The organism is Krasilnikovia cinnamomea (genome assembly GCF_004217545.1).
GTDB lineage: Bacteria > Actinomycetota > Actinomycetes > Mycobacteriales > Micromonosporaceae > Actinoplanes > Actinoplanes cinnamomeus.
Window position 1 is genome coordinate 3,656,190 of sequence record NZ_SHKY01000001.1, and the last position, 17,050, is coordinate 3,673,239.

At 71.2% G+C, this 17,050-nt stretch carries 13 protein-coding genes; 7 read left to right on the top strand and 6 right to left on the bottom strand.

Annotation, left to right across the window (positions count from 1 at the left end; genetic code table 11):
• Positions 1 to 72: 72 nt before the first annotated feature.
• From EV385_RS16530 to EV385_RS16540, 3 genes are all read left to right on the top strand, one after another.
• A complete protein-coding gene (locus EV385_RS16530; RefSeq protein ID WP_130510269.1) occupies positions 73 to 867 on the top strand; it encodes an IclR family transcriptional regulator in 795 nt (264 codons plus the stop codon).
• 119 nt (positions 868 to 986) lie between these two features.
• Positions 987 to 1,481, top strand: a complete 495-nt coding sequence (locus tag EV385_RS16535; RefSeq protein ID WP_423203118.1) for a sigma-70 family RNA polymerase sigma factor — start codon at positions 987 to 989, stop codon at positions 1,479 to 1,481.
• A complete protein-coding gene (locus EV385_RS16540) occupies positions 1,478 to 2,185 on the top strand; it encodes an anti-sigma factor family protein (RefSeq protein ID WP_130510271.1) in 708 nt (235 codons plus the stop codon). The genes EV385_RS16535 and EV385_RS16540 overlap by 4 nt, the downstream gene beginning before the upstream one ends.
• A 42-nt stretch (positions 2,186 to 2,227) precedes the next feature.
• Here EV385_RS16540 and rarD read toward each other — a convergent pair whose 3' ends face one another.
• The 3 genes from rarD to eccE form a co-directional block, all read right to left on the bottom strand.
• Positions 2,228 to 3,199: an EamA family transporter RarD gene (rarD, locus tag EV385_RS16545; RefSeq protein WP_130510272.1), complete on the bottom strand. Its 972-nt coding sequence runs from the start codon at positions 3,197 to 3,199 to the stop codon at positions 2,228 to 2,230.
• 358 nt (positions 3,200 to 3,557) lie between these two features.
• A complete protein-coding gene (locus EV385_RS16550; RefSeq protein ID WP_130510273.1) occupies positions 3,558 to 3,938 on the bottom strand; it encodes a phage holin family protein in 381 nt (126 codons plus the stop codon).
• Positions 3,939 to 4,137: 199 nt separating this feature from the next.
• On the bottom strand, positions 4,138 to 5,994 hold the full coding sequence (eccE, locus tag EV385_RS16555) for a type VII secretion protein EccE (protein WP_423203053.1): 1,857 nt from the start codon (positions 5,992 to 5,994) through the stop codon (positions 4,138 to 4,140).
• 332 nt (positions 5,995 to 6,326) lie between these two features.
• Here eccE and EV385_RS16560 point away from each other — a divergent pair, with 332 nt between their 5' ends.
• The 4 genes from EV385_RS16560 to EV385_RS16580 all read left to right on the top strand — a co-directional run bounded on the left by EV385_RS16560 (position 6,327) and on the right by EV385_RS16580 (position 10,699).
• Complete coding sequence (locus tag EV385_RS16560; protein WP_130513360.1) at positions 6,327 to 6,644, top strand: WXG100 family type VII secretion target; 318 nt, start codon at positions 6,327 to 6,329, stop codon at positions 6,642 to 6,644.
• 21 nt (positions 6,645 to 6,665) lie between these two features.
• Positions 6,666 to 6,959 carry a WXG100 family type VII secretion target gene (locus EV385_RS16565; RefSeq protein WP_130510275.1) on the top strand — a complete coding sequence of 98 codons (294 nt, stop codon included), beginning with the start codon at positions 6,666 to 6,668 and terminating at the stop codon, positions 6,957 to 6,959.
• A gap of 285 nt (positions 6,960 to 7,244) precedes the next feature.
• Positions 7,245 to 10,334: an SseB family protein gene (locus EV385_RS35120; protein WP_423203119.1), complete on the top strand. Its 3,090-nt coding sequence runs from the start codon at positions 7,245 to 7,247 to the stop codon at positions 10,332 to 10,334.
• Positions 10,331 to 10,699, top strand: coding sequence for a hypothetical protein (locus EV385_RS16580; protein WP_130510276.1), 369 nt, complete (start codon positions 10,331 to 10,333; stop codon positions 10,697 to 10,699). The genes EV385_RS35120 and EV385_RS16580 overlap by 4 nt, the downstream gene beginning before the upstream one ends.
• A 111-nt stretch (positions 10,700 to 10,810) precedes the next feature.
• Here EV385_RS16580 and EV385_RS16585 read toward each other — a convergent pair whose 3' ends face one another.
• The 3 genes from EV385_RS16585 to EV385_RS16595 form a co-directional block, all read right to left on the bottom strand.
• A complete protein-coding gene (locus EV385_RS16585) occupies positions 10,811 to 11,734 on the bottom strand; it encodes an alpha/beta fold hydrolase (RefSeq protein ID WP_130510277.1) in 924 nt (307 codons plus the stop codon).
• 229 nt (positions 11,735 to 11,963) lie between these two features.
• On the bottom strand, positions 11,964 to 14,339 hold the full coding sequence (locus tag EV385_RS16590; protein ID WP_130510278.1) for an immune inhibitor A domain-containing protein: 2,376 nt from the start codon (positions 14,337 to 14,339) through the stop codon (positions 11,964 to 11,966).
• A gap of 252 nt (positions 14,340 to 14,591) precedes the next feature.
• Complete coding sequence (locus EV385_RS16595; protein WP_130510279.1) at positions 14,592 to 16,967, bottom strand: immune inhibitor A domain-containing protein; 2,376 nt, start codon at positions 16,965 to 16,967, stop codon at positions 14,592 to 14,594.
• Positions 16,968 to 17,050: the final 83 nt, after the last annotated feature.

A 17,050-nucleotide genomic window follows, 5' to 3' on the forward strand; every position in this document is an offset into this window, starting at 1 on the left:
TCGACTGCTCTGAGGCATTCCGTCGGCGCACGATTCTTCATATGGTGTAAGTCCCCGGCGTCGGAGGTGGCTGTGCGCGACCCCCTGGCGGAGCCCTCGGACCTCATCCGGAGCGTGTCACGTGCGCTGCGCGTGCTGGAATCGGTCGGTCGGGCCCCGCGCGGACTCACCGTGAAGCAGATCGCGCGACGGTGCGAACTCACCGTCGCGACCACGTACCACCTGGTGCGCACCTTGGCGTACGAGGGATATGTGATCCGTCGCGAGGACGGTACGTACATCGTGGGCCTGGAGATCGCCGACCGGTACCGGGAGCTGGTCTCCGCGTTCCGTGGGCCGCCCGCGGTCGGCGAGGCGCTGCGCCGGGCGGCCGTCGACACCGGATACAGCCACTACCTCGGCCGGTTCGTCGGCGGCCGGATCGCGATCACCGCGTCCGCCGACGGCCCCCGCTCGCCGTTCCTCGACGACGTGGCCCCCGGGTTCGACGAGGCCGGACACGCCACCGCGCTCGGCAAGGCGCTGCTGGCCACCCTCACCGCCGACCAGCGCGCCCGGTACCTGCGCGACTACGGCATGCGGCCGTTCACGCCGGCCACCCTCACCACACCCGAGGCGCTGGAGGCGGATCTCGCCGCGGGCGAGCGGCGCGGCATGCAACTGGAGATGGGCCAGTTCCGCCAGGGCGTCGCGTGCGGGGCGGTGGTCGTCATCGCGGACCGCGACATGGAACGCCGGCTCGTGCTGGCCTGCGCCTTGCCCGCGGCCGAGATGCTCACCTCCGCGCGGGTCATCCGCGCCAAGCTGACCACCGCCGCCCGCAGCGTCGCCGACGCCCTCTCGGCGGGCGACGCGGCCACGGCCTGACGTGCGGGCCTAAGACTTCTTTGAACCTGCACGGCGTTGAACCGGCACCGCCCCCGCGCCCGTAAGAAGGGTTGGGACGCGAGGGGAGGGCGGCAGGCATGGAAGACACGGATGCCGAGCTGCTCCGCGTCCTGCAGGACGAGCACGGGGATGCGCTGTTCGCGCATGCCGTCCGGCTGGCCGGCGGGGACCGGCAACGGGCGGAGGACCTCGTACAGGAAACCCTGCTGCGGGCCTGGCGCCACCCCGAGGCGCTGGACCCCGAGCGGGGCGCGGTGCGGTCATGGTTGTTCACCACCGCGCGCAACCTGGCGATTGACGCCTGGCGGCGCCGGTCGGTACGGGTGGGCGAGGTGGTCACCGACATGATTCCCGAGCCACCGCCCAGTGCCGACGAGGCCGACCGGGCGGTTGAGGCGTGGACGGTCGCGGAGGCGCTGGGCCGGCTGTCGGCGCAGCACCGCGACGTCCTGGTGGAGTGCTTCTACCGGGGCCGGTCCGTCGCGGAGGCGGCCGCCCGGCTGGGTGTCCCGCCGGGCACGGTGAAGTCGCGCACGCATTACGCGCTGCGCTCATTGCGAATGGTGCTGGACGAGATGGGGGTGACGGGATGAGGTGCCACCACGAGCACGACGACGGCGCGTACGTCCTGGGCGCCCTTTCCCCGGCCGAGCGGGCCGCGTACGAGCGGCACCTGGCCACCTGCTCGTTCTGCCGGGAGGCCGTCGCGGACATCGCCGTGCTGCCCGGACTGCTGGGCCGCCTCGACCCGGCCGACCTGGAACGACTGCTCGAACCGGATCTACCGCCCGCCCGGATCTCCCGCAACCGGACCCCCGAGCTGGTGCACGCCGCCCAGACGACGCGGCGCAAGGAGCGCAAGCGGCTCCGGGTCCGGGTACTGAGCACGCTGGCGGCCGCCGCCTGCCTGGCGCTCGTCGTCGGCGCGGGAACGGTGCTCTGGATGGGGGAGACCGGCCGCCCGGATGGAGCGCCCACCGGGCCGGTCATCGCCATGACCCCGATGGGCGCCGAGATACCGGTCTCGGCGCAGATCAACGTGTCCGGCACGGCCGGCGGCACGAAGATCAACCTGGTGTGCTTCTACAACCGCAAGAGCCCCGACCTGAAGCCGTACACGGTCCGGCTCATGGCGTACGGGCCCGACGACGAGCGGGAGCAGGTCGGCTCCTGGGTCGCCTCGCCCGGCAAGGAGTTCAGCATGTCGGCCGTGACGCACTTCGCCGACGGCGCGCTGTCCCGGCTGGAGCTGGTGCGCAATGACGGCAAGGCGCTGCTGGCCTACGACGTCCCCTGACGGATCCGCTGCCCGGCGCCACCGGCGTGGGTGAGCGGTCCGTCAGCGAGGCGGCAGGGCGGCGGCCGGTTCGGTGGTGGCGGCCACCGGCCCGGCCGCCACCCTCCTGGACTCCGTGTCGGCCGCCGCGTTCCGGCCGGCGGCGCGGGCCCGGCGGATGCCGTCGACGGTGAAGATGATCAGCGCGACCCAGACCAGCGCGAAGCCCGCCAGCCGCGGGGCCGGCATCGGCTCGCGATAGAGCAGCACCCCGCAGGCCAGCTGCAGGATGGGCGCCACGTACTGCATCATTCCCATGCCCACCAGCGAGACCCGGTTGGCCGAGGCCGCGAAGAGCAGCAGCGGGACCGCCGTGGCCACCCCGGCCAACATCATGAGTACGGTATGCCCGGCCGACACCTGCCCGAACACGGCGTCGCCCGTGTTGCCGAGCCAGCCGAGGTAGATCAGTGCGGGCAGCGCCAGGACCGCGGACTCGACGAACAACCCCTCCGCGGGCGGCAGCGACAACCGCTTCTTGATCAAACTGTACGTACCGAACGTCGCCGCCAGTATCAGCGCGATGTACGGCAGCCGGCCGTAGTCGACCGTCAGGACGGCCACCGCCAGCGTGCCGACGCCGACCGCGACCCACTGCCACGCGCGCAGCCGTTCCCGCTGCACGCTCACGCCCAGCAGCACGACGACCAGGGGCGTGATGAAGTACCCGAGGGCCGTCTCGACCACCCGCGACGAGTTGACGCCGTAGATGTAGGTGGCCCAGTTCAGCCCGATGAACACCGCCGCCAGCGCCGCCCCGCCGAGGCGCCGCCGGTCGCGCAGGAGCCCGCTCAGGAAGCGCCAGTTGCGCATGGCGGCCAGTACCAGGCTGACGAAGAGCACGGACCAGATCACCCGGTGCGCGAGGATCTCCAGCGGTGCGGCGGGGCGCAGCAGCTTGAAGTAGATCGGGAAGAAACCCCACATCACGTACGCGGTAAGCCCGTACACGTAGCCGCGGCGTTCGTCGTTCATTCGCCAACAGTAAGTTGCGAAACGAGATCCGCTCCTTGCATATGTCGCAGCTCACGGCCCTGTAGGGGGTGATCACGGGAGGTTCCGCACGCCGCCGTTCTGGGACCCCCGACCTTGGCTGCTGTGTTCTGGCCCGCTGGTCTGGGGGCGCCGTGGCCCTGGCTGCTGTGTTCTGGCCCGCTGGTCTGGGGGCGCCGTAGCCCTGGCTGCTGTGTTCTGGCCCGCTGGTCTGGGGCGCCGTGGCCCTCGCTGTTGCGTTTCGGCCCGCCGGTCGACGTGGCGGACCGACGGCGCGCGGAAGCGTCCTGCCGCCCGGGGGGACAGGACGCTTCCGCGTATGGGTTGGTCTGCGGGACGGTCAGTCGTCGCCGTCGGGGACCAGCATGTTGAGCACCCAGCTCACGACGCCGACCACGATCGCGCCGAGGACCGCGGCGGGCCAGAAGTTGTCGACGTGGAACGGCAGGTCGAGCTGACCGGCGATCCAGCTCGTCAGCAGGAACAGCGCGCCGTTGACGACGAACGCGATGAGGCCGAGGGTCAGCACGTACAGGCCGCAGCCGAGCAGCTTGATGACCGGGCGCAGGATCGCGTTGATGAGGCCGAAGATCGCCGCCACGGCCAGCAGAGTGCCGACCTTGGCCGGTACGGAATCCGTGGTGAGCCGGATCCCTTCGATGAAGATGGTGGCTATCCACAGCGAAACCGCGGTGATCACCAGCCGGAGGATGATGCCCATGGCAGGGGATGGTGCCATGGCCATGCCACTGCCAGGCAGGACGGCCCGCGATCTTGCGCAGATCGTTGCCAAAGCGCAGGGGTCCACGGGGTAGGTGCTGTACCGGCCGTGGGTGCGGGCCGACCGCCGCGCCGACGTCGCCGGTCAGACCCGGTCGAGCAGGCCGACCGCCGCGCCGACGTCGAGCTGCCCTTGCCGATCAGACCCGGTCGAGCGGGCCGATCAGTTGAGCCTCGATCGGGGTCTGCGCCAGGGCCGCCCACCGTACCGCGCGCCGGTTGATGACACCCACCATGTCCGCGCGGATCCGGGTCAGCCATTGCGCGGCGTCACCCAGCCCGAGCGCTGGCCCCAGCATGGACGCCTCGTCCGGATGCAGCGGCTGCACGACGAGCAGGTCGGCGCGGGAGGCAACGTCGACGTCGGCCGGGCCGAACTCGTCGCGCACGACCAGGGTCGCCTGGAATCCGGCGCCGGGCCGGTTGTCCGCGCCCACCGGGCCCACGTCGACGATCACCAACAGCGGATGCAGCGCCGACCCGGGAGGAATCTCGACCGCGCGGCCCGGCGGGATCACCGCGATCGACTCGCCGGGCACCGCCGCCCCACGGACGAACGGCTCCCACGCGTACGGGCGGGCGGTCTGCACGATGACCCGGGCGCCGACCGCCATGGCGCGCAGGGCGACCAACTGGGCGCAGCGCACCCCGCCGACCAGCAGGACGCGGGTCTGCTCCGGGCGGAACAGGCGGGTCACCACGGGGTCGCCGTACCGGTTGGTGCCCAGCATCAGGCCGGCGACCGGAACGGGCAGCTCCAGGTCGTCGGCCAGCTCGGCCGGATGCGTACCGGGCGCGGGTCGACCGGTGCTCAGCGTGTCGGCGTGGCCGGCGCCCAGTGGCAGGGTGGCCGTGAACCCGTCGAGATGCTCGCCGTCGAGCCGGCTGGCCTGCGCCCGCTCGGTGGAAAGCACTTTCCGCAGCGCCTGGGTGACGACGCCCAGCGCGGACGGGTCCGGCGCGGCCAGGCGCAGAGTCAGGTCGGTGGTGGCCGCGGCGTCCAGCGGGCCGCGCGGCCCGGCGCTCACCGCCACGGTGGTGGCCGCCGCGGGCAGTGACAGCATGCGGGACACGAGCCGCCGCGCGGTTTCCTGCCGCAGATCCGGCCACCGGTGCAGCCGGAAGGTGGCCTGGCTCAGGCCGCCGATCTGCAGGCCGGACCAGCTCTCCTGGGCCGATCCGACGCCGTCGTCATGGGCCAGCTCCGCGATGACGCGGGCGGCCGCGGCCTCACCGAGCGGCCGGACCGGTATCGGCCCGAGCCGTTTCGGCAGCTTCCGTACCAGCCCGGACAGGGCCTGCCGCAGGTCGGCCGGGGACCAGCCCTCGGCATGCAGCACCCGGACGGCCAGCAGCGCGCGGCTGTGCCCGAGCAGGCGCCCCTCGGTGAGCTGACGGTACGAATTCGCCGGGGTGCCCCCGCCCGCGCGGAGCGTCGGCGCCGGAACACCCGTGAGCACCAGCTGGATCCGGCATGGCGGGTGATCCGCGCCGGCCGGCGGAAGCAGGCTGCCGGGCGACGGCAGCGCGGGAAGCTCCTCGGCCAGCAGGCCGGCCGGGTCGCCCAGTTCCAGCACCGCGGTCAGCCCATGCGCGTCGACGAACAGCGCCGCCGGATCGCCGGCGAGGTCGGCGTGCTCGACCCGCGTCCCGGGCGCGGTGAACTCCAGCAGCGCGGTGGATGAGGCGTCGACCGCCACGACGTGGCGCCGGCCGCCGTATCGCAGTGCGATGGACAGCCACTCGAACGCCCACCGGCCGCGCAGCCGCAACCAGATCACGGCCAGCAGGACCACGGCCAACGCCGCACCCGCCGCCAGCGTGATCGGGCCGTGCGCCGCCCCGATGAGGACCGCGACCGCGGCGAGCTGGCTGCCGATGAGCTGTCCCGCGCGGATCCCGAAGAGGCGCCCCGGGCGCACCCGGGAACCGCGGTGGGGCGGCGGGCCCGTCACGCCGCCCTCGGACAGGCGACGGCTGTCCGCCAAGGCTGTCACTCTGCGTCGCCTCCCCGATCGTCGCGGTGTATTCACCTTCGCTGCGCGGCCCATCGTAGGGCCTCCGGCCGGTTCGCAGGGGGCCTGTGGACAAGGGCCGATGGACGACAGGGGTGGTCCACAGCCCCGGTCGTCGGGACTACCGAGGCCTGGCCCGCCCGGCTACTGTCGGCGACGCAAACCATGAGGTGGCCGCCCTGGCTGCCCCCACGGCTCGGCCGGAAGGGGCTAGCCTGGGTGCCCAGCGAGCACCGGGCGGTCGTACCAACGACCGGTCCATTCGGGAGCCGGTGCGCGGCAGACCTAGACGAGGGAGCGGGGTGACGTCCGGGGTGGCCCAGACGCAAGCAGAATCCGCGGTGATGGCGACGACCGCCGCGAAGTTCGAGACGGTCAACAGCGGGTTGCAGTCCATGTTGAACAAGCTGATGTCCGATCTGTCTGTTCTGAGCGGCGCTTGGAAGGGCATGGGCGCTCAGAAGTTCGAAGAGGTCAAGGGGCAGTACGCCCAGGACCTCAAGAACCTCAACCAGGCGCTGCAGGAGACGGCGGAGGCGATCCGCACGTCCGGCGTCAGCTACGACGCCTCCGACAGCCAGGCCGCCGCCCGCGTGGCCAAGTCAAGCGGCAGCTACACGCTGCCCCTCTGAGATCACACGGGGAGGAATCTGATGGACAACGGCTTGCTTCTGGTCAACTTCGGCGCTCTGCAGCAGGCGAGTGCCGACATTCAGAAGGCACTCAACGAGCTGCAGTCGCAGCTCACCCAGCTCGAGCAGGACGCGAAGCCGCTGGTCGCCTCCTGGAGCGGCGCCGCCCAGGACGCCTACGCGACCCGGCAGCACAAGTGGCAGGGTGCTTCGAACGATCTGCAGAACATCCTGCGTGACATCCAGTTCGCGGTGCAGGAGTCGGCTGCCGACTACCAGGACACCGAACGTAAGGCGCAGCACCGCTTCCAGTAGAGGTGGGCGAGGCCGGGGCTGTCGACATGGCAGGCCCGGCCTTCTACGCTTATTCCCATCTCACTCACGGTTGCCGCGTCGCTCCCCTGTGCGACGTGAATCCGCGATTCACTTTCGTGCCGGGATCAACGTTCGTGCCGGGTTACACCCGAGTTGGTTGTCTACGTACGGCCGCCCGTTGTGATCCCGCCCTGACCTTGTAGGTTGTACGCGTTGAGATAGCCCGCGTTCGCCGTGAAGGGAGAGGTGGACGTGTCCGAGTGGCAACCGGCGACGGACGCCGAGATGGCGATGCGCGACGCGCTGCGCACCGATGACCAGGAGTCCTACTTCCGTATCCTCGCCGGTGTCGACCTGCTGCTGCCGGTGTCGGCCGACGCGCTGGCCGGTCTGGCCCCGCTGGGCTGGGGGACCTGGAGCACCGGCGGGCGTACCCATGTTCTCGCCTTCACCTCCTCCTCGGCCATGCAGGCCTGCCTCGCCGACTACACCGGCTCCGCCCGCCGGGTGCCGTACCTGGAGCTGGCCAACACCTGGCCGAACCTCGAGTGGTGGCTGGCCGTCAACCCGGGCCTGCCGATCGAGGGCTATCTGCCGGCGTGGTTCGTCGCGCAGCTCGCCCGTGGCGACCTGCGGCTGCCGACCCGCGGCCCGGCGCGCGACGGAACCCGCCCCGGCCAGAACACGCAGGATGTGCACGCGGGGGCGCTGACCGCCGAGTCGTCCTTCCCGGGCGGGCCGATCGGTGCCGCCGAATCGGGTGGTGCCACCGGGCTGGCCGGCTCGGCCGCGCCATACCGCCCGGAGACCGACACGGCACGCGGTCCGGCCGGTTACCCGCTGGACCGCGGCAGCGCTGGCGGTCCCGGCTCCAGTGGCGGTCCCGGCTCCAGCGGCGGTCCCGGCTCCGGTGGCGGCACCGGTCCCGGCGGTCCCGGCCTCAGCGGTCCTGGTCTCAGCGGTCCCGGCAGCCTGCCTGTCCGGACCCCGGGCACGGTCTCGCCGGGCGCCGCACCGGCCCGGACGCCGGGCGGGTCGTCGCAGCCCAGCGCATCCGGCGCGGCGCCGAGCGCACCCGCCGCGTACCGGCCCCCGTCTGTCCCGCCGACTTCGACCGGTGACGGCCGCCCGGAGCTGCCCCCGCTGCAGGATCCACGAGCGCCGCTGCCGACCCGCACGCCCATGGCCCAGACGCCTCCGGTGCCGTCCCACCTGACTGACGGCCCGCCCGCCGGTGACTTCCCGCCTGACGCCCGGTCGGCGATCCCCGGCACGCCGGACTTCGGCCCGGTCGCGCCGGGTTCCGTCGACCCGCTGCCGCGTCGGCAGCCCATGCCACCCGTGGATCCAAGCGCTCCGGTGGCCACCTCGACCCCCACCCTCGCCGGGACCCGGACGGCTCCCGCGCCGTTGCCCGGTGAGGCCGGCGTGCGGTCGGGGGAAAGTGGCCAGCGACCCGGTGAGCCCGGCGGCCGGGCAGGTGAGGCTGTTGGCCGGGCGACTGAGGCCGGTGTGCGGCCGGGCGGGGCTGTGGCGCCGTCCGGGTCATCGGTGCGCGGTGTGGGATCGGCGGGCGCTCAGGCGGCGCCGCGACCCGGGGTTGCGCCGCCCGTCGTTCCGGGCGGGGCTTCCGCCGGCCGGTCATCCGATGACAACTGGCCGGATGCCCGGGACTCGTCTTCGGCTTCGGCGCTCACGACCCGCTCGCCGGACAGGAGCAGCTCGCCTTCGGCAAGTTCACCGCCCGCAACGAAGCCGGTATCCCCGGCGGACCCAACCTCTTTCAGGGCGCCGGTCGCGCCCACGTCGGGTGGTGCGCCGGTTACGCCTACGTCGGGTGGGGCGCCGGTAGCGCCTACGTCGGGTGGTGCGCCGGTCGCGCCCACGTCGGGTGGTGCGCCGGTAGCGCCCGCATCGGGCCGACCGTCAGAGGTGCCTGCGTCGGGAAAGTCGTCTGTCGAGCGCACCCCATCCGGCCCGGACGGCTCGGATGCGCTTGGTACCGATCAGGATGTGGTGGACGAGGCGGCAGCGAGTCGGACCGGCCGGTCCGTACCGGGCCTCGGCGACGGAAACAAGTCGCGCCCCGGCGATGAGGCGGCCGAGCCGAGTTCGGCAGAGTCGGCTGGCGACGGCCGAGTCGCCGAGGATCGGCTGTCCGGCGGCGCGACCAGCGGGGATGAGGCCGCCGACCGCGAAACCACCCCGGGTCGGGACTTCCAGGGTCAGGCTTCTCGGGACGCCACCCCGGGCCAGGACTCCGAGGGTCAGGAGTCCCAGGGCGCCGCCGTGGGCCAGGCCGCCCAACAGCAGGCTGCCCAGCAGCAGGCCGCCCAGCAGCAGGCCGCCGCCCAGAGCCAGGCCGACCAGGAACAGGGGCCCGAGGAGCTGGCCGGGTGGCCGTCCGGCGAGGACGACTTCATCCCGGCGAACGCGGTCGAACAGGACCTTTACCTCGCCGCCGGCAGCCGCAGCACGGATGCGTTCCTCTCCACCCTGCTGCTGGCCACGGTCCTCGTACCGGTGGCTCACCATTCGCGGCCGGGCAGCACGCCGGGCGAGTCCGGGTTCGCATTCCGTACGGAGGACCTCAACGGCGAGCCGTACCTGGTGGTGTTCACCAGCCGGGACCGGTTGGCCGAGTACCACGCCGAGCCGACCAGGACGGTGGCGGTGCGGTTCGTCGACCTCATCCGCACCTGGCCCGATGCGGCCTGGTCGTTCGCGGTCAACCCCGGCAGTCCGGTAGGTGCCACCTATCCTGGTCCGCAGGTCATCGCGCTCGCCAACTGGGCGGTCGAGTCGGGGCTGGGCCTGGATCCGTCCGACGAGCTGGTGCTGGCCGAACCGGCGTCGGCGCCCGCGACGCAGCGGGCCGGTGATCCGGCCCAGCACGCGACGGTCATGCAGAAGACCGTGCCGCCGGATCAGGTCGACTACCTCCTGGAGCGCGGGTACGACCGGGCGGCCGGATTCGTGCACCGGGCCAGCGAGGTGGCGCACCTGAACACCCCCGCCGAGTTGTTCGCGGCGCTGGGCCTGCTCTACGACGGCTCCCCGTACCAGGCGGACGCCAAGGAGGCGTACGTGCTGCGCTGGCCCGCCTACCGGCCGAGCCTCTACCGGATCCCGTACGGCGGGCAGAACGAGCAGGCCCTGCGCGCCATGGACGGCTGGGTGATCGAGCGTGCGCCGTTCCGGGGCAACGGCTTCGCGCCCGGTGAGGGGCGTGACGTGATCGCGGAGTTCAAGGTGGACAGTGTGCGACTGCCGCACGGCGCCCAGCTGTGGCGGATCGACGCGGACGGCACCAGCGCCATGGTGGCCGTGCTCGACTGCGACGGACCGGTCTGGCGTCAGGTCGGTGAGCGGTGATGCGCGACGGCTACCTGGCGACGTGGCAGGGCCGCGAGTACGAGGCGGCGCCCGACGGCGACAACGTGCGCATCTACATCACCGAGCCGGGCGCGGTGGGTTTCACGGAGGTCCGGCTGGGCCGCCACGTGCGGTTGCTGGGCCCGGACGAGTGCGACGACCTGGCCTACGTGCGCACCACGTGCACGTGGCGCGGTGAGCCGTTCATCGTGCTGGCGGAGGCGGACGGCTGGCTGCGCCTGGAGTACACGGGTGGCCGGGCGCCGATGGCGCGCGCGCTCGGGCTGGAGGAGTTCGACTTCGGCGTCTACCAGGGCTGGGCGCCCGCCCACGAGGTCACCGACATCGTCGAGCACCGCGCCTGACTCGCGCACCGCCTGACTCGCGCACCGCTTGGCTCGCGCACCGCTTGACTCGCGCCCCGCTTGGCTCGCGCACCGCTTGGCTCGAGCGCACCGCTTGGCCTGCCGGGTGCCTCAGTGGGCCTTGAGCCAGCGCAGGATCTCGCCGGTGACCGTCTCGGTCGCCTCGCGGTGCAGGAAGTGGCCGGCGTCCTCGATGAGGCGCCACTCGTACGGCGCGATGACGTACCGGCCCGAGCCCTGCGCGGTGCGGGGCAGCGTCGCGGTGTCCAGCGCCCCGTGCAGCTGCAACGTGGGCGTGATGAGGGGGCGCTGCATGAGCTTCACGAACCGGTAGCCCTGCAGGCGCAGCGCCGAGCGGAACACCCACCGGTACGCCTCGAGCGCGCAGAACGCGGCCTGCGGGATCCGTATCGCCTCCCGGCAGCGGGCCTCGTAGTCGGCGTACTCGTCGGTCTGGGCCCACGTGGGGCCGCTCCACCGGTGCATCAGTTCGCCGATCAGGGCGGCGTTGTCGCGGGTGAGCACATGCTCGTAGCGCGGTACCTGGAAGCGCAGCACGGGTGAGGTCGCGGCGAACTGGCCGCGCGGGTCGGCGAACAGCGCCGCGCGCAACCGCAGCGGGTGGGCGGCGCCCAGCACCACCAGGCGGCTGACCATTTTGGGGTGGAAGGCGGCGGCGGTCCACCCGATCATGCCGCCCGCACCGGCGCCGACGATCATGGCGGAGCGCTCGCCCAGGGCGCGGATCAGGCCGGTGACGTCGGCGGCCATGGTGTACCCGTCGTACCCGCGGGGTGGTTTGTCGCTGGCGCCGTAGCCGCGCAGGTCGATCGCGACGGCGCGGAAGCCCGCGTCGGCGACCTCGGTCATGATGTCGTGCCACGCCCACCAGAACTCCGGAAAGCCGTGCAGGAACAGCACCAGCGGCCCGGTGCCCGCCTCGACGACGTGGAACCGGCTGCCGTTGGCCCCGACGAAGCGGTGGGTCCACGGACCCTCCACCAGGACGCACGACTCGTCCACCTGGGCGCTCATGCCGGACAGCCTAGGCGTTGCGTGCCCTCCGGGCAGCGCCCCGGTCGGAAACCTGCCCAAACCCGGCAAGCCTGCCGGCAACACCCGGCGAGCATCTGACCCGAACACGGACGGCGTCGGAACACGGACGGCACCGGACCCGAACACGGACGGCATCGGAACCATCGGGTCGCACATGCCGGGGTGGCGCCCGGGGGCAGGAGCCCCCGGGCGCCGCGGGTCGGCGTACTCAGGAAATCTTGATGGTCATGGTGTTGCCGCGCTGGGACAGCACCTGGATCTTGACCCCGACGGCGGGCAGCTTGACGCCCGACCACGGGATGTCCGCGTCGAAGTACGACCGGGTGTCGTCGAACAGCGGCTGCCCGGCCTGACCCCGGATGTACGAGGCCTTGCCGTTGATGTGCAGCGTGAACGAATCCGCCTTGGTCAGCCCGAACGTGGCGTCATACAGCTGGATGCGCGAGCGCCAGGGGTTGCCTTCCAGGTTGTACATGGCCTCGGGATGGGCGTCGATGATCAGGTTGCGGCCCTGGCCCGGGTGCTTGTTGACGTTGTTGTCCTTGAAGGACGTGTCGTTGTACGAAATGAGCAGGCCCGGCTGGTACGAGAAGTGCTCCACCCAGTCCGGCTTGGTGGAAACCCAACCGAAGTTGTACGGACCGGTCTTCAGGTACTTGTCGTACGAGACGTAGTTGCGGTACCCGGCGATGTAGAAGTTGTCGTAGGTGTGCTCGGCCGTGCTGCTTTGCACGCTGAACCCGGCCTGGTTCCACGCCGGGAGGCCCTCGGCGCCGTCCGTGACGCCGGGAACGCCGTCGACGGTCACCGTGAGGTCGTCGGCGAAGAAACCGCCCGAGGAAACGCCGCCGTCCGTCCGGTAGTGCAGCCGGACCAGGGGCTTCTTACCCGCGTACGCGGTCAGCGGCACGACCATGTCGGTCCAGGCCGGTTGGGCGCCGGTGAGTGCCGGCAGGTTGTTGCCGTCGCGGGCGAACGGGGCGCCGCCGATGGTGCCGTCGAGCACGGTCCACGTCTTGCCGCCGTCCGTGGAGGCCTCGGCGTACAGGTAGTCGAAGTTCTTCTCGATGTTGTAGCGGGCCTTGAGGCTCAGCGTGGCCGAGGCGGCGGTGCTGAGATCGACCGTACGGCTGAGCAACGTGTCGAGGTTGTCGTCGTTGCCGGAGAAGAACTGGTTGTCGCCCGCGTACGGCGCGCCCAGGTCCCGGGTGACCGTCTTGTCCGGCAGCACCACGACGGCCGCCTGCGCGTTCGCGGTGTTGTACTCCTGCGGCCCGAGTTCGAGGGTCTTGGTCTTGCCGGCCTTGACGGTCTCGTAGTCGAGCCAGCCGAGCTGCAGCTTGTTCCACGCGCCGAGGTCGCCGGGGCGGGTGCCGAGCGGCTCACCGGCCGCGTTGAGGCGGCTCTGCGCCATCAGGGTCCAGAACTCGTTGTTGTTGTTCGAGGCGCCGCTGGTGTCGTAGTCGTCGGGCAGGCCGAGGTCGTGGCCGTACTCGTGGGCGAAGACGCTCAGGCCGCCGTTCTCCGGCTGCATGGTGTAGTCACCGATCCAGAGTCCGGTGTCGCCGATCTGCGTGCCACCGGCCAGGTTGCCGGCCGGGCCGGTCACCCCGGAGCTGGAGTACGCGTACCAGCGATGCGCCCAGATGGCGTCCTCGCCCTGCTGCGGGTCGCCGTCGGACTCGTCGCCACCGGCGTGGACGATCTGGAAGTGGTCGAGGTAGCCGTCGGGCTCGTTGAAGTTGCCGTCGTGGTCGTAGTCGTAGCGGTCGTACCGGTCGAAGCTCTGCAGCTCCGTCTTGATCTGGGCGTCGGTGCGGCCCGCGGCCTTCTGGTCGGCGTACCACTGGTTGGCGGCGTCGCGGACCAGCGCCCACGCGTTGTGGGTGTCGCAGGCGTTCGGGTCGTTGCAGTTGCGGCCGTACCGGGCCTCGTTGTACTGGACCTTGACCCAGTCGGAGACCTCGCCCTCGACGCTGTAGCGCCCGGAGGACTGAACCTCGTAGTAGGTCTTCAGGGATTCGACGCCCTTGCCCTGGCCGAAGTAGAGCTGCCGGTAGTGGTCGCGGTTGTAGTCCGGCTGCCACACGGTCGTGTTGTCGCGGGTGCGGTCGGGCTCGGTGATGTGGTTGTGCAGCGGGCCGTCGAACGTGGTCGGGCCGGGCTTGGTGGGGTCGGTGTCGACGTCGGGGTAGTCCGGGTGCCGCTCGTTGCCGAACTCGGCGAGGATCACGAATATCTGGTCGGTACGTTCGCGGCTGAGCTCGACGTACTGGCTCGCGCCGGCCCGGCCGGGGCGCTTGCCGCTCGTGCCGGCGCCTTGCGTCCGGCCGACCTTGGCGACCAGGCTGCCGCCGCGCCGTTCCGCCTTGAGGGTTCCCTTCAGGATTCCGTTCACGGCCTGCTGGCGCAGTTCGCGGCGCTTCTGTTCCAACGGGTTGGGCCGGTCGTCCGCGGGCGCTCCGGATCCGACCTGGGCCGGTCCGGGGTCCGCGGGCGGCGCCGCCACGGCCGCGGCGGGAAGCAAGCCCCCGACGCTGGTGACCATCACGGCGCCGAGCAGTCCAACGACCACCTTGCGCATACGTACCTCCGTCGACATGAGCCGAGGTGCGGGTTGAGCACGGTCGGCGATTGTCCACCCCGGGTAACGGGGCTGACGCAGAACGTATGCAAAGACATCCATCAATGGAAGGTTTGGAGATCGGTCTGTATCGATGGATCTTGCACATTTGGCAGGCACATCGCGCAAGAAGCTGCCATCGGGATGTTTCGCCTACAGGAAAGAGGGCGGCCCGAGAACGGGCCGCCCTCCTGGGCGCTGCTGCGGGACGTACTAGGAAATCTTGATCTTCATGGTGGTGCCGTTCTGGGACAGCACCTGGATCTTCACGCCCACGGCGGGCAACTTGACGCCCGTCTGCGGGGTGTTCGCGTCGAAGTACGACCTCGTGTCGTCGAACAGCGGCTGCGCGGCCCGGCCCCGGATCGGCGAGGGCCGGCCACCGACGTGCAGCGTGAACGAATCCGCCTGGGTCAGCCCGAACGGGGCGTCGTAGTTCTGGATGCGGGACGGCCACGGAGCGCCGTCCACGTTGTACATCACCGCGGGACGCGAGTCGATGATCAGGTTGCGGCCCGCGCCGGGGTGCTCGTTGACGTTGTTGTCCTCCTGCGAGGCGTCGTTGTACGAGATCAGCAGTCCGGGCTGCAACGCGAAGCGCTCGGCGTAGGCGGGCCTCGACGGGTAGCCGTAGTGGTACGGGCCGGTCTTCAGGTACTTGTCATACGACACGTAGCTGCGGTGCCCGGCGATGTAGAAGTTGTCGAAGCTCTCCTGGCTCGTGGCGCCGACGACCTTGAAACCGGCGGGCGTCCAGGCCCCGGTGTCCTCGGCGCCGTCCGGGGTGCCCGCGACGCCGTTCACCACGACGGTCAGGTTGTCGGCGAGGAAGCCACCCTTGGCGACCGCGGCGTCCGTCTTGTAGTGCAGCCGGACCTGCGGCTTCTTCCCCGCGTACGCGTTGAGCGGCACCACGACGTCCGTCCAGTTGGCGCTGGCGCCGGTGATCGCCGGGGTGGTCTTCGAGCCGTCCCTGGCGAACGGGGCGCCGCCCACGGTGCCGTCGAGCGCCGTCCAGGTCCTGCCCGCGTCAGTGGACGCCTCGACGTACAGGAAGTCGTAGTTCTGCTCGATGTCGTAGCGGCCCTTGAGGCGCAGCGACGCCGAGGTGGCACCGCTGAGGTCGACCGTACGGGTCAGCGTGCTGTTCAGCTTCTGGGTGTTGCCCGAGAAGAACTGCTTCTGGCCCGCGTACGGGGTGCCGTGCTGGCGGGTGACCACCTTGTTCGGCAGCACCACCACCGCGGCCTGCGGCTTGGTGGTGTTGTACTCCTGCGGTCCCAGCTCGATCGTCTTGCTGGTGCCGGCGGTGACCTTCGCGACGTCCAGCCAGCCGAGCTGCAGCTTGTTCCACGCGCCGAGGTCGCCGGGACGGGTGCCGTTGGCCTCGCCGGGGCCGCTGAGCCGGCTCTGCGCCATCAGCGTCCAGTACTCGTTGTTGTCCTCGGTGTGGTTCTCGCTGGTGTCGTAGTCGTCCGGCAGGCCCAGGTCGTGGGCGTACTCGTGGGCGAAGACGCTCAGGCCGCCGTTCTCCGGCTGCATGGTGTAGTCGCCGATCCAGATGCCGGAGGTGCCGATCTGGGTGCCGCCGAGCAGGTTGCCCGCCGGACCGGCCACGTTCTCGCTCTGCCAGGCGTACCAGCGGTGCGCCCAGATGGCGTCCTCGCCCTGCTGGCGGTCGCCGTCGGACTCGTCGCCGCCGGCGTGGACGATCTGGAAGTGGTCCAGGTAGCCGTCGGGCTCGTCGAAGTTGCCGTCGTGGTCGAAGTCGTAGCGGTCGTACCGGTCGAAGCTCTGCAGCTCCGCCTTGAGCTGGGCGTCGGTGCGGCCCGCGGCCTTCTGGTTGGCGTACCACTGGTTCGCCGCGTCGCGGACCAGGGCCCAGGCGTTCTCCGTGTCGCAGGCGTTCGGGTCGTTGCAGTTGCGGCCGTACCGGGCCTCGTTGTACTGGACCTTGACCCAGTCGGAGACCTCGCCCTCGACGCTGTAGCGCCCGGACGACTGCGCCTCGTAGTACGTCTTCAGCGACTCGACGCCGGCGCCCTCGCCGAAGTACAGCTTGCGGTAGTGCTCGCGGTTGTAGTCGGCCTGCCAGACCGTCGAGTTGTCGACCCGCCGGTCGGGCTGGGGGATCCGGTTGTGCAGCGGGCCGTTGAACGTCGTCGGGCCCGGGGTGTTGGGGTCGGTGTCGCGGTCGGGGTAGTCCGGGTGCCGCTGGTTACCGAACTCGGCGAGGACGACGAAGATCTTGTCGGTGCGCTCCCGGCTGAGCTCGACGTACTGGTCGACGCCGGCCGCGGCGACCCGCTGGCTGCCGAACGCGCCGTTGGTCCGGCCGACCTTCGCGACGAGGCTCTTGCCGCGGCGTTCCGTCTTGAGGGTGCCCTTGAGGAGGTCGTTCACCGCCTCCTCGCGCAGCTCGCGCCGCTTCTGCTCCAGGGGGTTGGGCAGGTCCTCCATGGTCACCCGGTGTCCGGCACCGATCCGGCTGGGATCCGCGGGCGGCGCCGCCGTGGCCGCGCCGGGGAACGTGACCCCGACGCTGGTGACCATCGCGGCGCCCAGCAGTCCAACGACCACCTTGCGCACTACGTATACCTCCGTCGACCGTGCCGGCGTGCTGACCAGCAGCAGCGGCGGCGTCATCGGCCCCGGGTCCGGGGTTGACGGAG

Bases quoted from the DNA above. Each gene is read 5' to 3' on its own strand.
- EV385_RS16540 (WP_130510271.1), top strand. From the start codon at position 1,478: ATGAGGTGCCACCACGAGCACGACGACGGCGCGTACGTCCTGGGCGCC.
- rarD (WP_130510272.1), bottom strand. From the start codon at position 3,199: ATGAACGACGAACGCCGCGGCTACGTGTACGGGCTTACCGCGTACGTG.
- EV385_RS16550 (WP_130510273.1), bottom strand. From the start codon at position 3,938: ATGGGCATCATCCTCCGGCTGGTGATCACCGCGGTTTCGCTGTGGATA.
- EV385_RS16565 (WP_130510275.1), top strand. From the start codon at position 6,666: ATGGACAACGGCTTGCTTCTGGTCAACTTCGGCGCTCTGCAGCAGGCG.
- EV385_RS35120 (WP_423203119.1), top strand. From the start codon at position 7,245: ATGGCGATGCGCGACGCGCTGCGCACCGATGACCAGGAGTCCTACTTC.
- EV385_RS16585 (WP_130510277.1), bottom strand. From the start codon at position 11,734: ATGAGCGCCCAGGTGGACGAGTCGTGCGTCCTGGTGGAGGGTCCGTGG.
- EV385_RS16590 (WP_130510278.1), bottom strand. From the start codon at position 14,339: ATGCGCAAGGTGGTCGTTGGACTGCTCGGCGCCGTGATGGTCACCAGC.